This is a genomic window from Albirhodobacter sp. R86504, assembly GCF_042466415.1.
In the GTDB taxonomy this organism is placed as follows: domain Bacteria; phylum Pseudomonadota; class Alphaproteobacteria; order Rhodobacterales; family Rhodobacteraceae; genus Albirhodobacter.
Genome location: NZ_JAXHCH010000002.1, coordinates 86,138 through 110,795, shown reverse-complemented (window position 1 = coordinate 110,795; position 24,658 = coordinate 86,138). Strand labels below are relative to the sequence as shown.

The window sequence follows — 24,658 nt, the reverse complement described above, 5'->3', positions numbered from 1 at the left end:
TCACTCCTTTATTTACCACCCGCGAGTCGCGAGCGCGCGATAAATGCGCCGTGAAGGTTCAAATTTCAAGCACAGAGTCAAGGTTTTCGCCATGAAGGTTAGGTAAATGTGACGTTTTTCGTGTTTTGGTCCTGCTCAGGCCAGTGTTTGAACGGCAAAACGGCCCCGTCTTCTCGTGAACGGGCGACCAGAGACACGTCGATCTGCGCCCGCAGCCAGCCGGTCTCGTTCATCCCCATCTGGGCAATCACGCCGGTTTCGGGCCAGCCACGATCGGGCGGGCCATAGATACCAGCCGCACCAATATTCTCATCCACCGCAGGGCACCATGGCGCCGCATCGACCGTCGGGGCGTGGACAACAACGCACTGATTTTCCAAAGCCCGCGCCATCGCGCCGATTTTGACGCGCGCATATCCCGACAGCGCATCCGTACACGAGGGCACCAAGAGGATCTCAACACCGGCCGCGCAGAGCGCGCGCGAAAGCAACGGAAACTCGCTGTCATAGCAGATCACGACGCCGATGCGCCCCAAGGCCGTGTCAAAAACCCGAAGCCCCTGCCCTGCGTCGATGCGCCAATCTTCCCGCTCGAACCTTGTCATCATCACCTTGTCTTGGTGACCGATACGCCCCTCCGGCCCGAACAAACTGGCCCGATTGAGCCGCTTTCCGCCCTCAAGCACGGGGCCCGACGGCGCAAGGATATGGCATTTAGCGCGCTTGGCGAGGCCCTCGAACAAGCGATCCATCTCGTCGCGCAATTCCGCAACAAACTGCAGGCTCCGTTCCAGATCCTGCGCGACATCGGCCCCGCCGAGCGAAGCAAGCTCCATCGCGCCGTATTCGGGAAAGACCAACAGATCAGCCTGCGCATCGTTAACCCACCGCGTGATTTTGGCGCAGTACGCCGCCCAATCACGATGAAACTCAACAGGGAACGCCGCCGCCGCGATACGGACGATCACAGGGCTCGCCCCCAAAACTGCAGCGTTTTTTCCGTTGGCTCCGCCTCGTCAACGTCCGACCACGTGAACCGCGCGATGACACCTTCCATCGGTGCATATCCCCGTTTGCGCCAAAACCCGTCCAGCGGCCGGTAGGTTTCGGGCCGTAGCGGATGCGTATCGGGACGGATCACAGAACAAAACGCCGAGAACTTCGCGCCGATCGCGCGCGCATGTGCCTCTCGCGCATCGAAAAACGCGTGACCCAGCCCGCGCCCCCGATACGCGGGCAGCAAAACCGACTCGGCACAATAAAACACGTCGTCCAACGCCAGCCCTGTGCCCGCAAACGGCGCGGCAAAATCGCCCGCGTGATCTGCAAGCGGCGTGCCCGTGGCAGCACCGACAAGCTGATCGCCGTCAAACGCACCAACGACAACAGCCTTGGGCGCATTGCGGTAGGTATCGATATAGCGCCGCTCATACGCAACAGTGCCGTCATAAAAATAGGGCCAATCGCGAAACACCGTGACACGAAGCTCCGCGACATCGTCGAGCACCGCCTCCAATTCGGATCCGGTCAGGATCCGTGTCGTAAACGCGCTCATGACACCTGCGCCAGCCAGTCAGCAAGGTTGTAATACGTCGTCAATCGCGTAATTTTATCGCCTTGCAACGTGAAGAAGGACCCCGCAGGCAAGGCGTAATGCTGGCCACGCGCAGGGGGCAAATTGCCATCAGTGTCCAGATAGACGCCCTTCACGATAAACTCGGCCGCCGCGCGCGTGCCCTGATCGTTGGCGAGAATCACCAAATCGACGAGCTGTTCTCTGTAGCAACGCGTCATATGGGAGTTGAACTCGCGAAACGCTTCAACCCCTGTGCGGACGCGGCCCTCATTCACATGATGCTCGAAATTATCACTCACCAAGCTTTCCATCGCAGAGGTATCCCCTTGGTTGAAAGCATCAAAATAGCGCGTGATGGTCATAAGGGCAGTCGTGCGTGGCATTGAGTTTTACTCCTTAGGAGGGCCGAAACGATCAATCATTCGGGCGCGTATTTGATCGCGGGTTTGGCGATAGGCATTCAGCTTGGCCTCGCGCCCCTCGCCGATTCCTGTCGGGTCCATGATCGGCCAGTATTCCACATCAAGATGGAAAAAACGCGTGAGTTCAAGCGCTTGTCTTTGCGAGGCGGGCGAGAGCGCCACCACCAAGTCAAAGGCTGACAGATCGTCACCCCAATCCTTGAGTTGGTCAAAGCTCCGCGAGCGGTGGCGTTCGAGATCAATTCCGATTTCGGCGCAAACGGCGATGGAGAAGCCGTCGACCTCCATATCCGCTTTCACACCGACCGATTGTACATAGCAACCCGTGCCGTAAAAGGCCTTCATCATCCCCTCCGCCATCGGCGAGCGCGTGGCGTTATGGTCGCAGCAAAACAGGACCGAGGAGGGCAGATGCATGATTACTTCACCGGATTAAGCGCGCAGACGAGTGTGAAAAGCCGGCGCGCCGTGTCGATATCGAACTCGGCCTTGCCCTCCAGCCGCTCTTGCAAAACACGCGACCCCTCATTGTGGATACCGCGCCGCGCCATATCAATCGCCTCGATCTGGCTTGGAGGCATGGTCTTGACCGCCTCGAAATAGCTCTCGCAGATCTGGAAATAATCCTTCACCACCTGCCGGAACGGGCCGAAGGACAGATGGAATTCCGCGACTTTCTCGCCGTCCTCGCGTGTGGTGTCGAACACCAACCGCCCCTCTCGCACCGAAAGTGAGAGGCAAAACGGCCCGTCTGGCGCGGGTTGATCGGCGCGGGCGGGAATCGCAAAGCTATTGTCCTCGAGCAGGTCATAGACCGCGACTCGCCGCTCTTGCGCGATCTCTGGCGTCGGCGCGGGCAAACCGCTGTCGTCTATTTCAATGCGAGAAATCCGTGGCATTTCAATCAGATCCTTCATTGAGCGCATCGAGACGCGCCTGCACAGACAACCCGTGCGCTTGCAACGACTCCGATGTCGCCAGCACCGCCGCGGAGGGACCGATCGCGCGCAAGCTCGCAGGCGTCATCTTCGCCAGCGTGGTGCGCTTCATGAAATCAAGCACAGACAGGCCGGACGAGAAACGCGCCGAACGCGCGGTCGGCAAGACGTGGTTTGGTCCACCGATGTAATCACCGATTGCCTCGGGCGTATAGGCCCCAAGGAAGATCGCGCCAGCGTGGGTGATACGCTCTGACAGCCCGTCAGGATCGTCCACGCACAGCTCAAGATGCTCCGGCGCGATCCTGTTTGACAGCACCGCCGCCTCGTCAAGATCACGCACCGTAATAACCGCGCCGAAATCACGCCAGCTTTTGCCCGCGATCTCGCGCCGCTCCAAGGTTTCCAGACGCGCCTCAACCGCGCGCGCAACCGCCTGCCCGAACGCGGCATCATCGGTGATCAAAATCGATTGCGCACTTTCGTCATGTTCCGCTTGCGACAATAAATCGAGCGCGATCCAGTCGGGATTGTTGTCACGATCCGCAATCACGAGGATCTCCGAAGGGCCCGCGATCATATCGATCCCCACCTTCCCGAACACCCGCCGCTTGGCCGCCGCGACAAACGCATTGCCTGGGCCGGTGATTTTATCCACGGGCGAGATGGTTTGCGTCCCGTAGGCAAGGGCCGCGACCGCCTGCGCCCCGCCGATCCTGTAGACCTGATCCACCCCCGCAATCTCCGCCGCCAAAAGGACAAGCGGGTTCACGACGCCGTTGGGCGTCGGGCAAACAACAACCAGCCGTTCAACCCCCGCGACCTTGGCCGGAATCGCATTCATCAACACGGAAGAAGGATAGCTCGCCAACCCACCCGGAACATAAAGCCCCGCCGCGGAAACAGGCGACCAGCGCCAGCCCAAGCGCGCGCCGGTTTCATCTTCCCAAGCCTGATCATCCGGAATTTGCCGCGCGTGATAGGCGCGAATGCGCTGCGCGGCCAACTCAAGCGCGGCGCGCTCGGCGTCGGGCACACGCGCGATATGCTCTGCGATTTCTTCTTTGGTGAAGGCAAGCGTGTCGGGCGTCAAATCGAGTTTGTCGAACTTCGACGTCATCTCGATGACAGCCGCATCGCCCCGCGCGCGAACATCCGCGATGATCCCTGCGACGATAACATCGACGTCAGGGCTGTCTTCGCGCTTCATCCCCAAGAGGGCAGTAAAACGCGCCTCGAAATCGGCATCTTGAGAGTCGAGAAATTGGGGCATCGGGCACTCCTTTAACACCGGATTAAGCCCTGATCGCGCGCCCTGCAAGCAAGACCGGCGCGTCTTCCGCCACAGATCCGCGCAGATCGCCCTGAAACAGCTTAAATTTCGCCGTGATCGGGCACTTTGCCGGATGGTGCGATGTAAGGTCGCGTTACGTCGCGCAGATCGATGTTGAGGCATTCCGCCGAAATCGCAAGCGCGCCATCCCCGGCAAAAGTCAGGATCACACGGCCTGTGCCATCCTCGCCCGGCTCCCAAAACAAGCCAAGGAGCGACAAGACCGTATCAGAATCACCCTTATCAATGCCCTGCGCCGCGATCTTCGACACATCCGAGATGATCAGTAGCGAGCGGACACGCTCATACGGGCGCCCTGCAAGCGTCGCCGCCGCACGGTCTTCCCATCGGAACCGGTTGAGCAACAAGACGAGACGCCGCGCCTTCGCATCCCACCGCATATCTGCGGCCGTCAGAACAGCATCTTGAACCAATGTCGACACAACCGCGAGATCATCAGCCTCTTGCGCCATCAACGCCAGAGCGCCGCTTTCGCCTTCCTCAAACCGTGCATCAGCCATCTCACAAACCCCTTCGGTCATTCGCTGGTATCGCCTCTCCCCCGATATAGGAAGAGAGGCGCGCATTTGTTAGGGGTCAGCTTTCCTTGACGCGCTCGATGGAGGCACCGACTGCCGAGAGCTTGTCCTCGACATGCTCATACCCGCGGTCCAGATGGTAGACGCGGCTTACGACCGTCTCGCCCTCGGCCGCGAGCCCCGCGAGAATCAGCGACACCGACGCGCGAAGATCCGTCGCCATCACCGGCGCACCTTTCAACTTATCGACACCCGTCACCGTCGCATGACCGCCGTGCACATCGATCTTGGCGCCCATACGGATCAGTTCCGGCGCGTGCATGAAGCGATTCTCAAAGATCTTTTCTTCGAGCGTGGACGTTCCCTCCGCCGTGCAGAGCAGCGCCATCATCTGCGCCTGAAGGTCAGTCGGGAAGCCGGGGAACGGCTCTGTCGTGACATCAACCGCCTGAATCCGGCCATTTTTGCGCGACACTTTCAGGCCTGTCTCAGTCTGCTCGACACTCGCCCCGGCGGCATCAAGCTTCTCACAAAACGCGCCCACAAGATCGATCGTGCCGCCCAGACATTCCACAGTGCCGCCGCATACCAGCGGGGCAAGCATGTACGTGCCCAGTTCGATGCGGTCCGTCACGACGGGATGCGTCGCCCCGCCCAGACGATCAACCCCCTGAACGGTGATGACGGACGTGCCCTCGCCCTCGATCTGTGCGCCCATTTTGCGCAAACACTGCGCCAGATCAACGATCTCCGGCTCGCGCGCGGCGTTGCGAATCTCCGTCGTGCCTTTTGCCAAAGTCGCGGCCAAGAGAGCGTTCTCGGTTGCCCCGACGGAAGCGAAGTCGAAATTGATCACCGCGCCCTTCAAACGCCCGCCCGGCGCTTTGGCGTGAACATAGCCGTCGCGCAGGTCCAGCTCCGCGCCCATCGCCTCGAATGCTTTGAGGTGCAAATCGACAGGCCGCGCCCCGATCGCACATCCGCCCGGCAAGGACACGACCGCATGGCCATCGCGCGCCAACATCGGCCCGAGCACCAGAATCGAGGCGCGCATCTTGCGTACGATGTCGTAATCAGCGGTGTGATTGTGGATGTTATGCGATGAGAGCGCGAGAACCTTGCCGCCCTGCATCGCGGCCACTTCCGCCCCCAAAGAGCCCAAAAGCTCGGTCATCGTTTTGATATCCGACAAGCGCGGCGCATTCGTCAGCGTCAGCGGCTCCTCGGTCAGCAGCGTCGCGGGCATCAACGTCAAAGCCGCGTTTTTCGCCCCCGCAATAGGAATCACCCCGTTGAGCTCACCGCCACCTTTTACAATGATTTGATCCATCTCTCGCGCCCGCCTTTATCTGTTTACTTTGTTATGCATCTCTTCGCCCAAGGGCTGCGCGGCCCGCGCGCGACGTCTTGACCGGTCTACTCGTCACGGCTCGTCACTGCGGGGCGTAATGGGGATCGCCTGATCCGTCTCACCACATCCCGCGCCGGCATCATCATCGGCCCGCCCACGCGTCTGGGCTTTGCGGCGCTGAAGGTTTGCCCGCAAAGCTGCCTTCAAGCGCGCCTCGCGCTCCGCCGCAGCGGCGTTTTGTTTTTTGCCTGATCTCTCGTTCATATCGCCTTCTCTAGCGGGTGTTTTGAAAAGGGTCCAGATTTCGTGTGAATTTGCTCTTGCACCCTGTGAAGTTTGCGTCTAAATCCGCGCCACAGTCGAACGACACGGTGCAAACCGGCGCGGACGACACGGATGCTGTGGTAGCTCAGTGGTAGAGCACACCCTTGGTAAGGGTGAGGTCGAGAGTTCAATCCTCTCTCACAGCACCATCCTAACCCCTTGAAATGAAATATACCCCTTGCCTTATTGGGCATTGTGCCATTTCTCGTGCCAGAAACGGTGCCAGAATGAGGGTTATGCGATGGCCGGCAAGCTACGATATTGGAAAGAAAAAGACGGCCGGTTTTACGCGCGCATCGCAGTCCCGAAACCGCTTATTCCGTTCATTGGCAAGTCAGAGCTTCTGGAGCCACTTGGCGCCGATCGCAGCGCTGCAATTCGCAAACACGCGGGCGCAGTGGCGCGACTCCGAGCGCAGATCGTTCACGCAGAGCAACGTGCCGCCCAGGCGGGTGTTGGAACCATAGAAGCAGGCAGGTTTGCGTTGCCGCCCGAGCAAATCGCAGCGAGCCACTACGCACAGCGCCTCGAGCTCGACGACGAACTCCGCAACGATGTGCGATACGCGCAGACCGGGGTCGATGACGGACTTGCTCAACGTCTCCGGGATGCCATGGCTGGTAGACTAAGCGACGAGGAACTGTTCGATCTTATCGGGTCACGAATTGAACGGTTCCGCTCCTCTGGGAACCTCACTGCAGCGCCAATGACGGAGGAGTGGCGGCAGATCGCCCGCGCGCTTTGCGTTGCCGAATATGAAGCCCTCTCCCGTGTCGCCGAACGTGATGAGGGCGATTTCACGGGCAAACCAACGCACCCCCTGCTGGTGAATGCCAAGCCACCAGAGGAGGCTCTGCCACCTGTCCCCCTGAAAACCCTTTTCAGCGACTACATCGCCGTGCGCCAAGCCCTCGGCAAGCATAAGGACGGGGCGCGAGGATGGCAAAACGCCGTCGTGCATTTGATCAAGTTCGTGGGACATTCAGACGCGAGAAGACTCACCAAGCGAAACCTTCTCGACTGGCGCGACGCTTTGCTGACCGAGAAAAAATCCCCAAAGACGATCTCCGATGTCTATCTTGCCTCGGTGCGGGCGGTATTGCGTTGGGCGTTTGAAAATGACCGGCTGCCAACCAACGAGGCGGAGACTGTTCGTCAAGAGGTGCCCAAGAAAGTGCATCTTCGCGAGCGCGGCTACACGACACCAGAAGCGCTCAAAGTTCTGGAAGCCTCGCTCAACTACTGCCCGCCAGTGACGAATAACCCTGCCAACAGAGAGAGCCTTCCGGTCACTGCCGCGAAGAGATGGGTCCCGTTGCTCTGCGCATTTAGCGGTGCGCGCGTCACAGAGATCACTCAATTGCGCAAAGAAGATGTGCGACAGGAAGGCGATCGGTGGGTTATTCGGATCACCCCCGATGCAGGTTCGGTCAAAACAGGCAGCTACCGGGACGTGCCATTACATAGGCAGGTTGTCGCCCTTGGCTTTATCAACTTCGTGAAAGCAGCCAAAGCGGGGCCTTTGTTTCACAACAAAACCAAGCCAAAAGAGTATCTTGCGGGAGCGCGAGCGACTTCCGGCAGGCTATCCGGATGGCTGCAAGAAGCTGGCCTTGTTCCCGACGGCATCCAACCGAATTATGGCTGGCGTCATCGTTTCAAAACACAAGGCCGCGAGTTAGGCATTTCTGACCGGATCATAGATGCGATTCAAGGCCATGCCGGCAGAACCGCCAGTGACAGCTACGGAGACGTAACTCTCATCGCGCGGATGCGAATGATCGACATGCTACCTGACTATGAGCTTCCGGCGGCCGTAAACCTTCCGGCGCATTCCTGAACAAATGTTGGAGGTGTTTGGACGAGATACCGCGCTCATGCGTGCCATTAAGCGTGAGCGCGGTGGTGAGAAGCGGGAAGTGGCCAAAAATCCCAATAGCTCGGCAATCGCTAAGAGCATGTCACTCGAAGTTCTTTGAGCTACGGCCCGCCTCCGATTGTCGTTGTTTCGGCATCTATCGTTTAATTCTGACGTCAGACCAGCACACTCTAAACGACCATTGACGTTGCCTAGCATTTTCGATCGGTAGCACCGCTTTATCCGCCGCGCAGAGGGCTTTTCGCAGATGGTCACTTGACAGACCGAGCCAAGCGCGCAGTATCCAAGGAGTTCATTTTGGCGATAGATATGTTTGAAAATACTGACAAAACAATTGCAAAAGTCCTTGAAGCGGCCCGTCGAAAATTGCTCGAAACGGGAACACGAAACCGGCTCATCCATGTTAATAGGTCGAACCAACGCGCGAACTTCCTGAATATAATCAATGAGCGCTCCGACGACATATACTCGATATTGCGCGTTCAGAATAAGCGCATGCGATTCAAGGCTATGGGCAAAGACAAGGCCGATGGCGAAGAACTCATGCTTGCGGGACCTGACGCAGAAGCCTCTTTAAGCTCGGATCGTCGAACAGATAGCCTGTTGGAAACACCACTTGGCCCTGATGCGCTTGCCAAACGTCTGCTGCGGCTTGCGACCGATGCTAAGGTTGCCGAAGAAGAACAAGGCCTGAATATCCTTTACTTGGCGATGGGTTTTCTGAGCTGGCGCGAAAGCGCTACGTCTGACGTAAAACGTGAGGCCCCGCTTATCTTGCTGCCTGTGCAGCTGACGAGAAACGAGCGCACATCAACCTTCGATATCCTCTGCCGTGATGACGATATCACAACCAACCTTCCCTTGAAGGAGCGCTTGAGGCAAGACTTTGGCATTGCTCTACCTGAGGTCGAAGAGACCGACGAATGGTCTCCTGCAGACTACATGAAAAGCGTCGAAGGAGCAGTCTCGGCACAAGTTGGCTGGTCAATTGACACAGACGGCATCCAACTTGGCTTCTTCTCATTCGCCAAATTGTTGATGCACAGAGATCTTGACCCTGAAAGCTGGCCGGAAGAAGCGTTTAACGACAATCCGTTACTCAACGGCCTTTTAGCCAGCGGTTTCGATGCAGATACGCCATTGTTCGGGCCGGAAGACAAGCTCGACGACAAGCTGGACCCGGCACAGATCATTCAAGTTATTGACGCCGATGCGTCGCAGACGAAAGTCATCGAGGAGGTGCGCCGAGGCGCTAGCTTGGTCGTGCAGGGGCCGCCAGGAACCGGCAAGTCTCAGACCATCACCAACATCATCGCGGCGGGGGCCCACGACGGCAAATCGGTGCTCTTTGTGGCGGAAAAGATGGCGGCACTTTCTGTGGTGCATGAGCGTTTGGTGAAGTCAGGCCTCCGCGACGTCTGCCTCGAACTTCACTCGCGCACAGCGAACAAAAAGGCCCTCGTTCAGGAACTCGGACGCACGCTTGCCGCGAGCGCCGCGGCGGTTCCAGCCGCATCTGATCCCGCGCAGCTCCGCAAAAGCCGTGACGAGCTAAACCGGCTCGCCAACATTCTTCACGAGCCGCTTGCACCGACGAAGGAGACCCCATTTAGCGCAATCTCTGAGATCATTGGCTTCATCGGCCAGGATGCCTCCGCGCCTTCGATCCCATTAGACGGACTGGAAGCGATCGACAAAGACGCCCGATCTCACGCCCGCCGGACGCTCGATGCCTATCTTGATGCAAGCCAACACGCAGGTGCGATCGGGAAACATCCCTTCCGCGGCACCCGTGACCTCGATTTGCAGCCAACGGATCTAACGCGTCTATCGCAAGAACTGGAGCAGGCGCGCAAAAAAATCGCCGCCCTTCTGAACGATATCTCAGAGCTCTCAAACGCCCTAAACCTACCCCTGCCGCGCTCGATTTCTCAAATCGAAAAATTAGGGCAAGGGCTTGGACTCCTCGACAAAGCGCCCGTTGAAATCTCTCGGGTGCTGTCGGTCTTGTTCAAAGCCGCAGAGCAAACACGCCTTCATGAAGGCTTGGCCGCGGGTGCTGCATGGTCTGAAGCGCATAGCAAAGCCGCGAATAAGTTCTCGACCGCGGCCTGGACGAGCGATATTTCAAACCAACGCACAGCCTTGGCGCGCGGCCAAGCATCCTTCCTATCTCGCATATTCGGCGGATATCGGCGCGCATCGGCAGACCTCGCGGCGATGCTGAGCACTGCGCTACCTGCGGATCCCGCAGGCCGCTTGGCACTGGCGGATGAGCTGATCGAGGTTCAATCGCGACGTAAACACCTCGCCGAGGATGAAAGGTGGCTTCAAGACGCCTTAGCGGATGAGTGGCGCGGCGAACGCACTCCATTTGCGGCGTTAGCACAGGCCGCCAAATGGATCGTAACAGTAAAAAAGTCCGGCGCTTTCAGCGAAGAAGCTGAGCTTGCGGCAGCGCTTAGCTCTGCTGTCCATCCACAGAAAAAAGCCGACGCTCTGCTCAGTGCCGCAGCGGCATGCAGCGAAGCGATCCAAGCACCAATTAGCCGCCTAAACCTAGACCTCGCTGCCGCTGGATTTGAACAAACTATTAGCACCGCAATACTGGCAGATCTTTCCGCGACTTTGGGCGAAATGTCGGCAGACGTGACACGGTATGGCGAATGGGCCACGCTGATGCGCGCGCGGGCCGCGATACAAAAAATCGGCGGCGCAGCACTTCTAGATTCGATTGAGACCGGACGCTTGCAGCCTGATCAAGCACAGACAGAGTTTCTGTATGCCTGCGCTGAGGCGCGCTGGAACGCTGCGCGCAAAGCTAGGCCAGAGTTAAACGAATTGACCCAGCTAAATCGTCACGATCTTGTCGAGACTTTTAAAGGCCTCGAAAAGGGACGCATTGAAACGGCCAAAAACCTCATCCTGTCCCGCCATTTCGACCAGATGCCGAAAGGCACCGCGGGCGCGATGGGAATTATTCGTGGAGAAATCGCACGGAAACGCGGGCATAAACCAATCCGCTGGATGATGAAAAACGCCGGCACGATGGTCCAGCGCATCAAACCAGTTACACTGATGAGCCCGATCTCGGTGGCGCAGTTTATTCCGCCGGGCAGCATCACTTTCGATCTACTGGTGATTGATGAAGCCTCACAAATTCGCCCCGAGGATGCGCTCGGCGTGATCGCGCGGGCGCGGCAGATCGTCGTCGTTGGAGACCAGAAGCAACTCCCGCCAACATCATTCTTCGACCGGCTTACCGACGATTCAGAAGACATCGAGGACGAGGATGAAATGCCCGTCGGCGCCACGGCCGCTGATATGGAGAGTGTCTTGTCGCTATGCGAAGCGCGCGGCCTGCGACAGCGCATGCTGGAATGGCACTATCGCTCGCGAGACCCATCGCTAATTCAGGTCTCAAACGCAGAGTTTTACGGTGACAGCCTCGTGCTTCCGCCGTCGCCGCTGCAACTTGACCCTGATTACGGCTTGAAATTCAATCGCGTCGCTGGCGTTTACGCGCGTGGCGGCACAGGTGTTGGAAGACAAGGCACAAACCGCATCGAGGCAGAAGAGGTCGTAAAGGCCATCGCGGACCACGCGCGCCGGTGGCCGGAGCTGTCGCTGGGCGTCGTCACCTTCTCGAAAACCCAAGCGGACATGATGACCGAGGTTCTCGAGCGCGAAAGGCGGAAAGACAGCGTGCTCGACGCTTTCCTGCGCGAAGGCAAGTCGGAGGATGTCTTCGTCAAAAACATCGAGAACGTGCAAGGCGACGAACGAGACGTAATTCTGATATCGGTCGGCTACGGCCCTCAGGAAGCCAACGGCCGATTGAGCGCGATGACGTTCGGACCGGTCAACAGTGAGGGCGGCGAGCGCCGGTTGAACGTGCTGTTTTCGCGCGCACGCGTGCGCTGCGAGGTGTTCGCGTCGTTTGATCCCGCCGACATTGATCCGAGCCGCGTCAAACGCGACGGACCGCGCGTGCTCAAGCGCTTCCTCGACTTTGCTAAGACTGGTGTGATCGACGAACGCTCTGTGACCGGGTTGGAGGCCGACAGTCCCTTCGAGGAGGATGTTACCTCCGTGATCCGTTCGCTGGGCTATCTCGCAGATCCACAGGTAGGAACATCCGGTTTCCGCATCGATATCGGCGTTCGGCACCCTGATCGCCCGGGCCAATATCTTATGGCGGTCGAATGTGACGGCGCGACATACCACAACGCGCTCTGGGCCCGCGAGAGAGATCGGCTGCGGCAAGATATCCTCGAGAACCTCGGTTGGAGCTTCCACCGGATCTGGAGCACGGATTGGTTCCATCACCGCAAACGGGAGATCGAACGCCTCAAGATCGCCTTGGAGGAAGCCCGCGCAGCGTCAGAGAAAGGCATCCGCGTTCGCGGTTCAAATGAGGGTGGCGCAACGCCGATCGCTCAGACGGAGAGCACGCCTGTTGTTGACATCGACATCGGGCACCTGGAAATGAAGGCGCAACCCTATATCCGATCCAACGTGCAAGTTCGATCCAGCGTCGAGCCACATTTGGCACCATTGGGGCAGCTCGCCAACCTGATCTCTAAGATCATCAAGGTCGAGGGCCCGATCCACATCGATGAGCTTGCACGACGCGTGAGCGCTGCCTTCGGAAAATCTCGCACAGGCGCGCGTATCACGGAGGCCGTCGCCAATGGCGCCAAAGCCGCTATGCGCGAGGACCCCTCACTCATCATGGACGGATCGTTTATGATGACCACGAGCCAAGCAGAGAATATGCCTGTCCGAGATCGTAGCGCAGAAAGCGGGAATCTGACCAAGGCCAGCTACCTGCCGCCAATGGAGGTCATCGCTGCCGCAAATCAAATCCGCACAGAATGCGGCGAGATTTCAAAAGACGATATGATCCGCGCCGTGGCACGCTTGCTTGGCTTCCAACGTGTCGGGCCAGAGCTTTACGAGACCATCGGCAACGCCTGCCCCGTGCCATCCGATGCGTAAAACGACAAAGGCGCGCGAGTTGGTAGCGGAGTGAAGCTCGCTTGGAAAGCGAAGCCTGTGAGAATAGGGATGCGTGGACACGATCGCTATCCTCATTGCATACCGGAACCTCAATGCGCTCCCATGCAATGAACAGGCTGTCCCGAATGAGGGGAACGCAGGCTGATTAACGTTCAACAGTTGCTGCGCTGAGTTCGAGCACACGTTACTCGACGTATCCGCCTATCTCGTTTTTCAAGTCCTCGATACGTTGCATCGTCAACCGCGCGTGACACTCAGAAATACAGGCATCACTACCGTTCATGAGTGCGCCGAAGGAGACAGCCAGCTCACACGTTGTATCTCTGGCTGCCAGCCACGCGCTCTGAATAGCCGCTTGATAGAAGCTATTGAGCAATCGATCCGCCTTATCAAAAGCTGCCGGACCACAGCTTTTTTTTGATATAGATACGATGTCTCACCTTCGCCTTATGCTGCATCCATACAAGCATTGATCTGCTTTGAAACACATGCAGATATCCAGATGGTTTGCGGAATTTCACAAACGATCATGTTAAGATGTTCAGACGCTTCGAAAGCGCCGACTGAAAAAGGAAGGCCCAGCAAATCTCTAAGCCGCCTATCCGGCGGGAAACTGGGGGTTCACATACAAATCGCAGCTCGTTTGTCTCTCAGCCGCCTATCCGGCGGGAAACATGCACTTCAAGTTAGGGCCAGTATATATTGATCTCTCAGCCGCCTATCCGGCGGGAAACAATATTGGTTGAGCCGCAAGCCGCGACTAGCATCTCTCAGCCGCCTATCCGGCGGGAAACAACGGCGTCCGTCCTGGGTAACGGCTGCCGATTCTCTCAGCCGCCTATCCGGCGGGAAACCGCAGTGCTCGCATATGTAGAGCACTGTTTTGTCTCTCAGCCGCCTATCCGGCGGGAAACGGCTGGTCGCGCAACTGCCGTGCTTTGTGTGCTCTCTCAGCCGCCTATCCGGCGGGAAACTGGGTGAGCGGTCCAGCCGATCGTGGGTGAGCTCTCTCAGCCGCCTATCCGGCGGGAAACCCTGATCCAGTGATCCCAGCCCTGAACCTCTTTCTCTCAGCCGCCTATCCGGCGGGAAACTCGATGCCGATGCGATATGTGCATTTGGACGATCTCTCAGCCGCCTATCCGGCGGGAAACCACTCTGGCCGAAGCCCGCACAAACACTTTCGTCTCTCAGCCGCCTATCCGGCGGGAAACAAAGAGGCGAGGCGAGTGCGGATCAGCGCCAATCTCTCAGCCGCCTATCCGGCGGGAAACCGGTCGTGGGTGAGCGGTCCAGCCGATCGTGGTATCTCAGCCGCCTATCCGGCGGGAAAACGGTATATGGAGGCACTTGAGCGGTATCTTGACTCTCTCAGCCGCCTATCCGGCGGGAAACGAATACACCCGCAACCCGTTCGATCCGGCAGTTCTCTCAGCCGCCTATCCGGCGGGAAACATTAACGCCTACCTAGCTGCAACGCAGGCTATTCTCTCAGCCGCCTATCCGGCGGGAAACGGCATGCCGCATGTAGCACGTCGCGCGGTCCATCTCTCAGCCGCCTATCCGGCGGGAAACCACGGCACAAGCCTAGCTGGTTGTTCAATATTTCTCTCAGCCGCCTATCCGGCGGGAAACGGATCCTCCTCGATGGCAACGGATTGCCTCACTCTCTCAGCCGCCTATCCGGCGGGAAACAATGTCTTTGCGTCCTTAATGTCCTGCATTGTTCTCTCAGCCGCCTATCCGGCGGGAAACACGGTCATTACCATCCCGCCTTCAGGGTTCATTCTCTCAGCCGCCTATCCGGCGGGAAACATGCAATTGCCTGCGAGAAAGGCCGCGATGATTCTCTCAGCCGCCTATCCGGCGGGAAACTGTGGCGCTACAAGATGAGATGACTGGTGGTTTCTCTCAGCCGCCTATCCGGCGGGAAACGATGAAGATGAGCGCCCCTTTGCGCCCGCTGATCTCTCAGCCGCCTATCCGGCGGGAAACCGCTTGCCCGCAATGCTGAGGAGATGGTTGGCTCTCTCAGCCGCCTATCCGGCGGGAAACCGGGTAAGTGCTAGGTGTTTGGTGTAGCTTTATCTCTCAGCCGCCTATCCGGCGGGAAACTTTCCTTTGTGTCGCGGGCCTCGGCCTCGCTGTCTCTCAGCCGCCTATCCGGCGGGAAACATTGGCGTGTGCGGGGGCGGCGCATGTTGATATCTCTCAGCCGCCTATCCGGCGGGAAACTTTGCCCATCCACGCCTCCGAAGCGACGTTATTCTCTCAGCCGCCTATCCGGCGGGAAACATCCAGCCGAGCGATAACCGTTGCGTCGGAGGTCTCTCAGCCGCCTATCCGGCGGGAAACCGGATTCTGGATCGGCTTGGCTATGCTGGTGGTCTCTCAGCCGCCTATCCGGCGGGAAACCTCGCCTGCGATACTGCCGCCGAATACATGATTCTCTCAGCCGCCTATCCGGCGGGAAACTGGGCGCTCGCACACAGGAGCAAACACTGGCATCTCTCAGCCGCCTATCCGGCGGGAAACAAACCAATCCCAGATGCGCTGGCAGAGCATCGTCTCTCAGCCGCCTATCCGGCGGGAAACGATGCAACCAAGCTGCGGCCCTGCTCGTGGCTTCTCTCAGCCGCCTATCCGGCGGGAAACCTAGGCAGTTCGTTGCCGTAAACTGCGGTGTTTCTCTCAGCCGCCTATCCGGCGGGAAACGGATGACATGCAGATTTCGGAGGATGATTCTATCTCTCAGCCGCCTATCCGGCGGGAAACATAGTTGGTGCCGACTTCTGGATTTCCCACGATCTCTCAGCCGCCTATCCGGCGGGAAACGCGTCGTTGAACCGCGCCGTGCGACTTACTCATCTCTCAGCCGCCTATCCGGCGGGAAACTGTATGGTTCTAGCCATTGAAGCGGGGGCACATCTCTCAGCCGCCTATCCGGCGGGAAACTTGGATCGAGATGGCTCCCTTTGTCAGTCACGTCTCTCAGCCGCCTATCCGGCGGGAAACTTCGGTCAGGAGATTGTCGTGCGCTATTTCAGTCTCTCAGCCGCCTATCCGGCGGGAAACAGTGCTTTTTCGCATGAAAAACGCGTTATTTCAACGCATTGCATGCTAAAACCATGCAATACCATATTGTAAAAGAGCGATCACAAGCCCTTGTTACTTCAGGCGTTTTCCGAAGGGCGCAAAAAGATCTTCGACGGTTCCTCGTGTGAAGCCTGTGAAATCGGTATAAGTTAGCTGCGCCTCCAGCCCATTTTCAAAACTGGGGATCGAACAGCGCAGAAGGGCGTTTCGGTCGCTCTCGGCCATCTCCCGCGTGCCGCCCGTTAGGGCCGTCCAACCAAGCCCCGTGAGGTCTCCGAACAGGGCGGCCGCCTCGAGGTTTGGCTGCGCGAGCAGCAGCGCCTCCACCGCGCGCGCGGCCCGCACAAACGGCGTCAGGGTAACAAACCAACGCGCGGCGTCAGCGCTCTCGCCCATTTGTGCATATACAACCTCCGCCGTATCGGACCGTCGGAACCTGCGCGTCTGGGTCATTTTTAGGTTCCAACGCGCGGTCGGCTGGGTGAGATATTTGCCCAATGGAGCGCGCGCATCGGTCGAGATCAATCGTGCGCGCAGAGCAGCCTCGGCATCGCGAAGCGGAAATGGACCGTCCTCCGAGAGCAGCGGGGCGGCGGAGATCGTTCCGAACCCAACCACCCCCGCGAGCGCCGCAAATTCTCTGCCCTCGTAAGCGTCCAATGCGCCCAACCTCGGCACACCCGTCTCGGGGTCGCTGGGTGTCTCCACACCAGGATGCGCCAAAATCCCACTCTGCATTGCAATCGGACTGCGCCCAAGGATCAGCACATTCGCCCCCAGCCCTATCGCAGGCCGATGGCGGCGCACGCGGCCTGCGGATTGGATAATCGCGCGGGTCGAGATCGGGTCCAAAATCGCCCAATCAAAATCCACATCATTGCCTGTTTCAATGACAGGAGTCGTCACCACCACGATCTCAATATCGCGCGCGCCGATCAGACGGGCGCGGTCAAAAACCTCGAACTCGGCACAGAGCGAGCGCAGGTTGGCCTCGGGGTCAAAATCCGGCGCCAGTGGCTTTCGGGTCAGCGCGCTCTTGAGGCGCATCTCGATAAAGCCGCGGTGCAGACGGGGCATTTGCGCATGAAGACAAATCATCAGACGCAGCCGCGCGCCAAGATCGCCAGAGGGGAGCTGGGCTGCGAGTGCCGTGGCATGGGCAATGCGGGTCATGCGCACAAGCCCGACCGAAACGCGCAGCCCGTCGAGGGCCACGGCCGTTTCCTCATGGAGCCGCAAAGCCCCTTGGTCGATCTGCGCGACCAAATCCGACCAGCTCTCGCAAGGGGGCAAAATCGCGCCGCGCCGGAGTGCGGGGGCCTGGACGATCCCTGCAAGAAGTGCGGCGCGACAGCGATCCAAGAGCGCGCCAATCTCTTCGCCCTGCGCGTTGGTGCAGACCGAATTCGGCGCATCGCCCGTCAGCAAGAGATTGACATGCATGGGCGCACCAGTGGCGCGGGCGTGCTCTGCCCAGCCAGTGCGATAGGCCAGATAGAGCGCCTGAGCGATATCGGGGGTGAGCGTGGCCGACATCGCCATAACCCGCCGCCCCGCCGCACCGGCCTGAAACACCAGACGCGCGATGGCGGCGAGATCCTCTCCATCATACTGATCGATCTCATCTAAGATCAGATCCGAGGTCATTACCCGCACCGTTTGCAGCAAGAACCGCGAATTAGTCGGGGCAGCCACCCCCATCAGGTGATCCACCGTGCCGACCATCACTGGGGCCTGAACAAAGCGCTTCGCAGCGATCCCCTTGCCGCTGCGCTCTTCCAAAATCATCGAGAGGAACGCCGGAAGGCCACGATCTGTATCCATCGATAGCCCTGCAAGCCATTGCGCCTCGGCCGCGTCGCCCGCTTGCGGGATACGCGTTTCGGGGCTCTCAACGCGCAGCCATTCAGGAAGCGTGAAGAGACTCTCCGAACCATCCGCAACCTGTTGCTCTTTAGGCTCAAACGCTAGCGGCGGATCGCCGATCATCACCGCGATATCGCGCGCCGAAAACCCCAGATCATCGACATAATCCTGCGCGGATTGCGTAGCCAGAACCCGCAACCCAAGCGCCAACGTCATGCGGACATACCGCCGCTCGGCGCGTGCATCGCCCATCGCGGCATTGGCGAGAATGGTCGGGGCGGCGCGGGTCTTGCCGCTGCCGGTTCCAGCAAGGATCGTCGCGAAGAACCCGCCCTCGCGCTCGGCACACATCCGGCGCGCGGCCCGCGCCGACTCGGCCTGCCACGCGAACCGCGCCAATTTAGAGACATCCGGAAGCGCCACAGCCGGCGGCAGCGCGGCCTCATCCAAAGCCGGATAGCGCTCGCGCAGCGCAAAGAGCATCTCGTGCGAAAAGCGGCAGTAGCGATAAACGCGCTGAACATGGCGCGACAAGCTATCAGCGGGGAGGGGCTTGCTATCAACGTTGATGGTATTGGCCAGATGATCGGCGATCTCGTTTGCGGGCTGTTTTTTCGCGGAGCCGTAATGATCGGCAAACATCAAAGCGGCGCGCAGGCCGATATCAGCGCTGGCCATCCGGGCGTCAGGGCGCAGCAGTGCCGCCTCGCGCGCCATAGCCCCCAGCCACCATTGCGCATGCCAAAACGGCTCGCCGCGCGCCACGCACAGATCCTCGGGCGAGAGTGAGCTCTCCGCGCAAATATGGCGCTCGGGCAAAAGGGTCACATGGTCCCTATCGGAGTTTGGGAGCTTGTGGTGGGTCAGGATCAGAAGCCCGATCGTATAGGCCAGCGCACCCTCTTCGCCCAAAAACGCGAAGGTCAGCGGGTGAGGCGTGTGCGCCTGTCGAAATAGCGCCAGCAACGATGGACGCACGGCGTCACAGGCCGCATCCACTTGCGCGGGCGTAAGGGTTTTAAGCGCTTCGATCAGCGCGGCATCGGGCAGCGCGCCGAAGAGATGATCCCAGACCGCCGCCGAAATCAGCTCATGGCGCACCGCATCACCTTCGCCTCGCGCCCCCTGCAGGGCCCGCCGCAGCTTGGTCTGGAACAGCGTAAACGCCTTGCCCAAATCATGAAACAACGCCGCAATCGCCAGAACCGCGCCCGAGGATCGCTCAGCTTGGCTGCGCGCGGCGCCAGCGCGATGCTCGGCGGGATGGGTCGCCACAGGCACAACCCCCTCCGTTGAGAACGCATGGCGCGCGCCGATACGGATGATCGGCTTGCGGCTCTCGGCGGTGCTGCGGATTTCATGCACGACCACGGCCGTGTTGCGGGTCGCACGTTTGCGGAGCTCTTTTGCCACCCGATCGAGGCACGCATTGGTGGCCTTGCCGCGCCATGTTCGATCGCCTATCCGCCAAAAATATCGGTCCAAAACTCGCGCCACATGGTCCCGCGCGCGCTTTTCCGACCGGCAAACGGCGATGATCTCACGCATCCGCCGCCTCTAGCATCCGATCCACCGTTGCAATCGCTAACTTCAAAACCTCGCGGTCGTCGAACGCGTTGATAAGTCGTCCACGGAAAATACTCTCGGCTTCGTCAGTGTCTTTCTCCCGCGCCAGTGCGAACGCCAGTGGCAAGACCAGCGCGTCTTTGAAACTATCCGCCAGATCAAAAACGAAGCCGCCTGCACGAGTTTTGCCGTGAAATACGCTCATATGCGGCGGGATGCCAAGCGCCCATAGAGCTGCGCCCGCCATACCATAGCAAAGATAATTACCATGATCTATCAAACGATTAACGCGCGAAATCGGATCTGTTGCCTCGCCCCCTGTCCCCGCATCGCGCTTGAACGGCACCTCTTTACCCAAATCCGCATAACGCGAGAACTCCGCGTAGCAAGCTTTTGAAAACTGACCCTCAAAGCCGAGCAACTGCTGAACATCCTCCGCCCGCGCCAGAGACTCGTCAAATTTTACGCAAAGTTTGCTCAGCCCCGAGGTCTCACGCTGGCGTAGATGCTTTTGCGCCCCTGCCCCACCAAGCTTGCGCATCCGTTCTGTGCGGTCCCGCATCACCGCTTTTGCGGCGTGTAGAGAAAGCACAGGGTCGAGATAGATCGGCAAGAGCGCGCGAAAATGGCGGGTGCCGGTGTAGGTCGTAAGGCTGCCCATGTGCAATGGCGCGCCGCCGCTCCCCGTTACAGCGACATGCACCCTTTCCTCCGCCAAAAGCCGCATCGCAGGCTGCGAGATTGAGGTGCCTTGGCCCAAAAATAGCACTGCAAGATTGACGTGTGGAATGTTGAAATGGCGCTGCATCTCGTCATCGGTGATATGATAAACAACACGCTCGCCTTCTACATCTACGCGCGCGCGCTCCAGATACAGCGCTCCTTCGCGATCCGTGATCAAAAGGCGCGGGCCGCCCTTATACTGCATCGTGCGCCTTTATGTGCGCATCTGCATAAACGGGCAAGACTGCAAGCTCGCCCGCCCGCGACAGTCCATAAGTCGAGACCATCAGAGGCGCGCCCGTATAGATCCCCAAGACCTCGCGCACATGCAAAACCGCGTCCCCATGCTGCAAAACTAAGGTTTTGGTGTCGTTTGCGCGCGGTTCTACGGGTTTGCCAAGCGGCTTGCCGCGCCGCTCGGCCCGCGCGGCACTTCGTCGAAGCCAGCCTGCGGTGTGCCTCTCGCAGGACCGATCGCGTAGATAGGCGGCCCCTTCCTGCCCGATTTCGGCAAAGCTCTCGCCGATTTCGAATGGCTCGATCATCCCGCGCCGCTCAAGCGTTTTCGTCCCGTCCAACGCCTGAAAAGCCGCCAATGACGTCTCCGACCCGAGCAATTCCAGATCATCCCCAGGCAGCATCATGGCACGGCCCATCCTCATCTTCGGAAAGGCGATGGCGACAAAATCCTCCCGCGGGCAATGACGGTTGGCATGATGAACCGCGCGCAGTGCTGTCGCCAGAACATCCCCTCCCGCGCCCAGCTCAATTGCCGCGCGGACGGGCCGTATCAATAGCCGCGCCTGCGCTAAACAAAGCCCTTGCCCGGAGTTCAAGGATGGGTTGGGAACGCTCATCCGTTCGCCTCCGCCTTTTTCCCGCTCGCGCCGAAGACACCGCCACGGATCAGGTTCGCCATCACGAAATGCGCATCGCCTGAGATTTCGCCATCGAGCGTGGGGGTCTCAAGCCCAGAAATCAGCGCTTCAGCCTTGGCCCGCAGATCGTAGAAAGAGCGTTTCGATTTCGGATCGCGGAGCACAGCGCTGGTCTCTTGCACGCCACCGTAAGGGTTGACCGCAATCGGCGCATCATGCGCCTCGCTTCCATGCCAAATGTCGATATGACGCAGCGCAGCACCAATTTTTTGCGAATGCATCGAAGCTTGCTGTAAGTCGCGGCCCGCAAAGAAGGTCGGAAGTTTTGCGAAAACGCGGCTCGGCAGTTTTTCGGCTTTCTCGTCGCGCACGTATTCCTGCGAGGGGAAGATCTCTTGCGCGGGTTCCATTACCGCATCCCAAGCCACTTTAACCACAAACCCCGCATGAGAGTCGTTGGAAAGCCCCTCAGCCACACCGGCAAGAAGCCCGTCGAGTTCCGCATCCCCCCCCAGCACCAGCGCCGCGAGCAGATCCGCGCGGGTGGCGGGCGCCTCGAGCGAGAGGCGGAACGGATCAAACACCAACTTGCCCGCAGCGGTCTCTACGTAGACCATCATTGCGTCGGATTGGAACCTGTTGCGCCATGCAAAGCGCGCATTGGCAATGTTCCAGACATAGAGCAGCGCCAGCGTGCTATAGCCCCCGCGGTCGCGATACGCCTGTGCCAAACGGACATAGGCCGCCCCCACATCAGTGTTATTGCAGGCATGCGGGCGCAGCGAGAGCGGCATGAACCGGACCGAGAAGCTAAGCCGCACGCCATCATGGCCCTGCGGCACGATCGCATATTCCACCGATTGAGGATTGCTCAAACCAGGGTTCTTCGCCCTATCCTCGGATGATTGTCCGCGGACACCTTTTTCAAGGATCTCAATTGGCGTCAGAACACCCAGTTTGCCCGAGTTCGTGGCGTAAAACAGCCCCTCGGTGATTTGCACAGAACGCGCAAACGCGAGCATGCCGGTTTCGAGCGAGAGAGTGGAAGGGGATTTAACCATGAGTAATAAACTCCTCAGAATGATCGGAAAATACAGGGTGATAATCAGGGTGGCCGAGAATGAGATCGCCGCGTGCATCCCATGCCCAAAGAGCCGCGCCAAGGTCGGCATTACTTAGGCCCGTGAGCCGTTTATTGCGCACCGAGACCAGCTCCGCGATGCCGACCACCGGCTCGGCGAACACATGCGGGATATCTTTGCAACGGGTGCGAATCCGCGCGGGAGCGGTCTGCGGGTCTTCCAGCAGGCGGTAGCCTACCGCCGCTGGCACGATCCAGCCAAAACCCTCATGCCGCTCCGCCGGATATAGCAGAGCCGCCAGATGCGCGAGGCTGGGCTGCTCGGGCGTCGTGTCGCCCATTGCGATAAAGCGGCGTTCGGCTTGTTCGGGGCGCAGCATTGCGTAGCCGCGCTTGAGGGTGCGGAAAGCCGAGCCATCGGGCGTCACCGCCTGCACGTCGACACAATCATTCTGGATCAAGCCACCTGCGATGCGCCGCCCTTGCATCTGCGCGCGCAGAGCGCTCTCGCTCTCGCAGCCAGGAAGATTGAGCAAAAGAGAGACATGCACCGAGCCTGTCAGGTCTTCCATCGTCTCAATCGGTTCAAAAATCCCCGATTTATTCTCCATCTCGGGCTTTGAACGGCCGTCAGACACATCCACCCGGTGCAAGATAGGCAAAACACGCGCGCTCCAGGGTGCGAGGCCAAGATTACGCGCCAAGAGATCAGCCAGACCGAGGAACGAAAGAGGGCTCGGCAAGCCCGCGGCAAAATCGTTCATCAAGAGATTGACGCGGGTTGCACGCAAATCCTTTACCAAAAAGAGATCCCGAAACTCGCTCATTGCGCGCCCTCCTCAATCCCGCTCTTGTGCAGCCTGTCTTCAAAGTGAGCGCTCGAGAGCGCATTTAGCGCCAGCTCTCGCTCATTTTTCTTCCAGCTCCGCCGGATCAAAACCAGCGCCAGACGCGGCCGAGGAAGGGGTTTATCGGGGGCCATATGCGCGGCGTCGGCTAGTGTTTCTGCGATAAAGCCCTGCGTATCGCGGATCAGCCTATCCGCCGTGCGATCAAGTGCAGCGCGAGTGTCGGAATTATTATATTTGGAGTCCGCCGCCAACATGTCGCCATAGCGCAGCAACCAAATGCCCACCCCCTCATCGCGCCAACGCGGGAAAGCCCCGCCATGAACGTAACGATGCAGCTCGGCTTCGGCTTGCTGCATCACGGGCGGCATTGTCGCAAAAAACCGGAGGCGCGGACCACCAATCGCGCCGGAGATATTTTGGGGTTTGGAGCTTATGGCCTGCTTGGTCCAACGCCCACGCGGCGGGCGAGGATTGTCCGCTGTCGTTTTCTGAAAATAGGCGTCGGCAACGCGCTTCATCCCCATAAACGCCAAAGCGGGCGAGACCGGCGTGATCTGCAGATCTCCACCACCCGAGCGCGGAATAAACACAATCGGGAACTCTCCCGCGCCGAGTTTCAGCGGCGCTTTCGCAGGTTCTAGCAGACCCGCGCGCAGCACTTTCAGCACATCCTCGCCAAACACTCGACCAAAATCGGCAAGCACCTTCGGTGAGACATCAACCGGGTTGAGGATATGATCGACGACACTCATAGGCCCATGCCCTGCCACTTCTAGCGGCCGGAAGACAACCTTACAAAAGGGGATATCGGGGGCGTTTACCGAAGGCAGGATGCAAGACCTGCGGTTCTGCTGTGGCGGATCGAGTCGCAAAACCGCATGATCCCCGTCCACTCGCGGACTTACTAATTTAAGCAAATGACTGCCGCTTTTCGCCGTGATCCTCGCTGCGATCTGCGCTGTCAGCGGCTTGTCGAGGGCTTCGCGCATCAGCACAAACTCGTCATGGATCTCTTGCAGGGTGAGAAGGCGTCCAGTGGGTTTAAATGATAGCAACACCTCTTTTTTCGGTCCGTCGGGCGCATCCATTTTGGAAGACTTAAACATTACACAACTCGCTCCTGGGTAGCGATGAGCCTACCCGTGAAATACCAAAGATCAATCACCCCAGACCTCAAAGCCTTGGAAACAGAGTTTTCAAAGCATGACAGCTA

18 protein-coding genes, 1 tRNA gene and 1 CRISPR repeat array are annotated in these 24,658 nt (G+C 59.2%); of the genes, 3 read left to right on the top strand and 16 right to left on the bottom strand.

All coding sequences use genetic code 11. The features are described from left to right. Window positions 1-98: 98 nt before the first annotated feature. The 9 genes from SJY32_RS02595 to SJY32_RS02555 form a co-directional block, all read right to left on the bottom strand. A complete protein-coding gene (locus tag SJY32_RS02595) occupies window positions 99-968 on the bottom strand; it encodes a carbon-nitrogen hydrolase family protein (RefSeq protein WP_376871255.1) in 870 nt (289 codons plus the stop codon). Beyond that, window positions 965-1,555, bottom strand: coding sequence for a GNAT family N-acetyltransferase (locus SJY32_RS02590; RefSeq protein ID WP_376871253.1), 591 nt, complete (start codon window positions 1,553-1,555; stop codon window positions 965-967). The genes SJY32_RS02595 and SJY32_RS02590 overlap by 4 nt, the downstream gene beginning before the upstream one ends. Then, entirely contained in the window at window positions 1,552-1,959 is a 408-nt protein-coding gene (locus SJY32_RS02585) for a ketosteroid isomerase-related protein (RefSeq protein ID WP_376871251.1), read from the bottom strand. Before SJY32_RS02585 ends, SJY32_RS02590 begins: the two co-directional genes overlap by 4 nt. Before the next feature lie 6 nt (window positions 1,960-1,965). After that, window positions 1,966-2,415 (bottom strand): low molecular weight phosphatase family protein, encoded by a 450-nt coding sequence (locus SJY32_RS02580; protein ID WP_376871248.1) that lies wholly within the window; start codon window positions 2,413-2,415, stop codon window positions 1,966-1,968. A 2-nt stretch (window positions 2,416-2,417) separates the two neighbouring features. Continuing rightward, a complete protein-coding gene (locus SJY32_RS02575; protein ID WP_376871246.1) occupies window positions 2,418-2,897 on the bottom strand; it encodes a UPF0262 family protein in 480 nt (159 codons plus the stop codon). A gap of 1 nt (window position 2,898) precedes the next feature. Beyond that, the gene (gene hisD / locus SJY32_RS02570) at window positions 2,899-4,209 is read right to left on the bottom strand and encodes a histidinol dehydrogenase (RefSeq protein ID WP_376871243.1); all 1,311 of its coding nucleotides are present in this window, start codon (window positions 4,207-4,209) and stop codon (window positions 2,899-2,901) included. A gap of 101 nt (window positions 4,210-4,310) precedes the next feature. Continuing rightward, the gene (locus SJY32_RS02565; RefSeq protein ID WP_376871241.1) at window positions 4,311-4,790 is read right to left on the bottom strand and encodes a DUF2948 family protein; all 480 of its coding nucleotides are present in this window, start codon (window positions 4,788-4,790) and stop codon (window positions 4,311-4,313) included. A gap of 76 nt (window positions 4,791-4,866) precedes the next feature. Further along, the gene (murA, locus tag SJY32_RS02560) at window positions 4,867-6,138 is read right to left on the bottom strand and encodes a UDP-N-acetylglucosamine 1-carboxyvinyltransferase (protein WP_376871239.1); all 1,272 of its coding nucleotides are present in this window, start codon (window positions 6,136-6,138) and stop codon (window positions 4,867-4,869) included. A gap of 93 nt (window positions 6,139-6,231) precedes the next feature. Then, a complete protein-coding gene (locus SJY32_RS02555; RefSeq protein WP_376871237.1) occupies window positions 6,232-6,423 on the bottom strand; it encodes a hypothetical protein in 192 nt (63 codons plus the stop codon). 134 nt (window positions 6,424-6,557) lie between these two features. Between SJY32_RS02555 and SJY32_RS02550 the strand changes: the two genes are divergently transcribed. The 3 genes from SJY32_RS02550 to SJY32_RS02540 all read left to right on the top strand — a co-directional run bounded on the left by SJY32_RS02550 (window position 6,558) and on the right by SJY32_RS02540 (window position 13,363). Beyond that, a tRNA-Thr gene (locus SJY32_RS02550) sits at window positions 6,558-6,632 on the top strand. Between the two features lie 92 nt (window positions 6,633-6,724). After that, window positions 6,725-8,323, top strand: a complete 1,599-nt coding sequence (locus SJY32_RS02545) for an integrase (protein WP_376871234.1) — start codon at window positions 6,725-6,727, stop codon at window positions 8,321-8,323. Window positions 8,324-8,671: 348 nt separating this feature from the next. Further along, complete coding sequence (locus tag SJY32_RS02540; protein WP_376871232.1) at window positions 8,672-13,363, top strand: DUF3320 domain-containing protein; 4,692 nt, start codon at window positions 8,672-8,674, stop codon at window positions 13,361-13,363. Between the two features lie 205 nt (window positions 13,364-13,568). On the opposite strand, the gene SJY32_RS02535 is transcribed toward SJY32_RS02540, so the two are convergent. The 7 genes from SJY32_RS02535 to SJY32_RS02505 form a co-directional block, all read right to left on the bottom strand. Next, window positions 13,569-13,808, bottom strand: a complete 240-nt coding sequence (locus tag SJY32_RS02535) for a lysozyme inhibitor LprI family protein (protein ID WP_376877528.1) — start codon at window positions 13,806-13,808, stop codon at window positions 13,569-13,571. 162 nt (window positions 13,809-13,970) lie between these two features. Further along, window positions 13,971-16,459: a CRISPR direct-repeat array (repeat unit 28 nt; unit sequence TCTCTCAGCCGCCTATCCGGCGGGAAAC). Between the two features lie 93 nt (window positions 16,460-16,552). Beyond that, window positions 16,553-19,894: a hypothetical protein gene (locus SJY32_RS02530; RefSeq protein WP_376871230.1), complete on the bottom strand. Its 3,342-nt coding sequence runs from the start codon at window positions 19,892-19,894 to the stop codon at window positions 16,553-16,555. Beyond that, a complete protein-coding gene (cas1f, locus tag SJY32_RS02525; protein ID WP_376871228.1) occupies window positions 19,887-20,840 on the bottom strand; it encodes a type I-F CRISPR-associated endonuclease Cas1f in 954 nt (317 codons plus the stop codon). Before cas1f ends, SJY32_RS02530 begins: the two co-directional genes overlap by 8 nt. Next, the gene (locus tag SJY32_RS02520; protein ID WP_376871226.1) at window positions 20,830-21,429 is read right to left on the bottom strand and encodes a hypothetical protein; all 600 of its coding nucleotides are present in this window, start codon (window positions 21,427-21,429) and stop codon (window positions 20,830-20,832) included. The genes cas1f and SJY32_RS02520 overlap by 11 nt, the downstream gene beginning before the upstream one ends. 59 nt (window positions 21,430-21,488) lie before the next feature. Further along, window positions 21,489-22,574, bottom strand: coding sequence for a type I-F CRISPR-associated protein Csy3 (csy3, locus tag SJY32_RS02515; RefSeq protein ID WP_376871224.1), 1,086 nt, complete (start codon window positions 22,572-22,574; stop codon window positions 21,489-21,491). After that, window positions 22,567-23,421 carry a type I-F CRISPR-associated protein Csy2 gene (locus SJY32_RS02510; RefSeq protein ID WP_376871222.1) on the bottom strand — a complete coding sequence of 285 codons (855 nt, stop codon included), beginning with the start codon at window positions 23,419-23,421 and terminating at the stop codon, window positions 22,567-22,569. The genes csy3 and SJY32_RS02510 overlap by 8 nt, the downstream gene beginning before the upstream one ends. Continuing rightward, window positions 23,418-24,551 carry a hypothetical protein gene (locus SJY32_RS02505; protein ID WP_376871220.1) on the bottom strand — a complete coding sequence of 378 codons (1,134 nt, stop codon included), beginning with the start codon at window positions 24,549-24,551 and terminating at the stop codon, window positions 23,418-23,420. The genes SJY32_RS02510 and SJY32_RS02505 overlap by 4 nt, the downstream gene beginning before the upstream one ends. Between the last annotated feature and the right edge of the window lie 107 nt (window positions 24,552-24,658).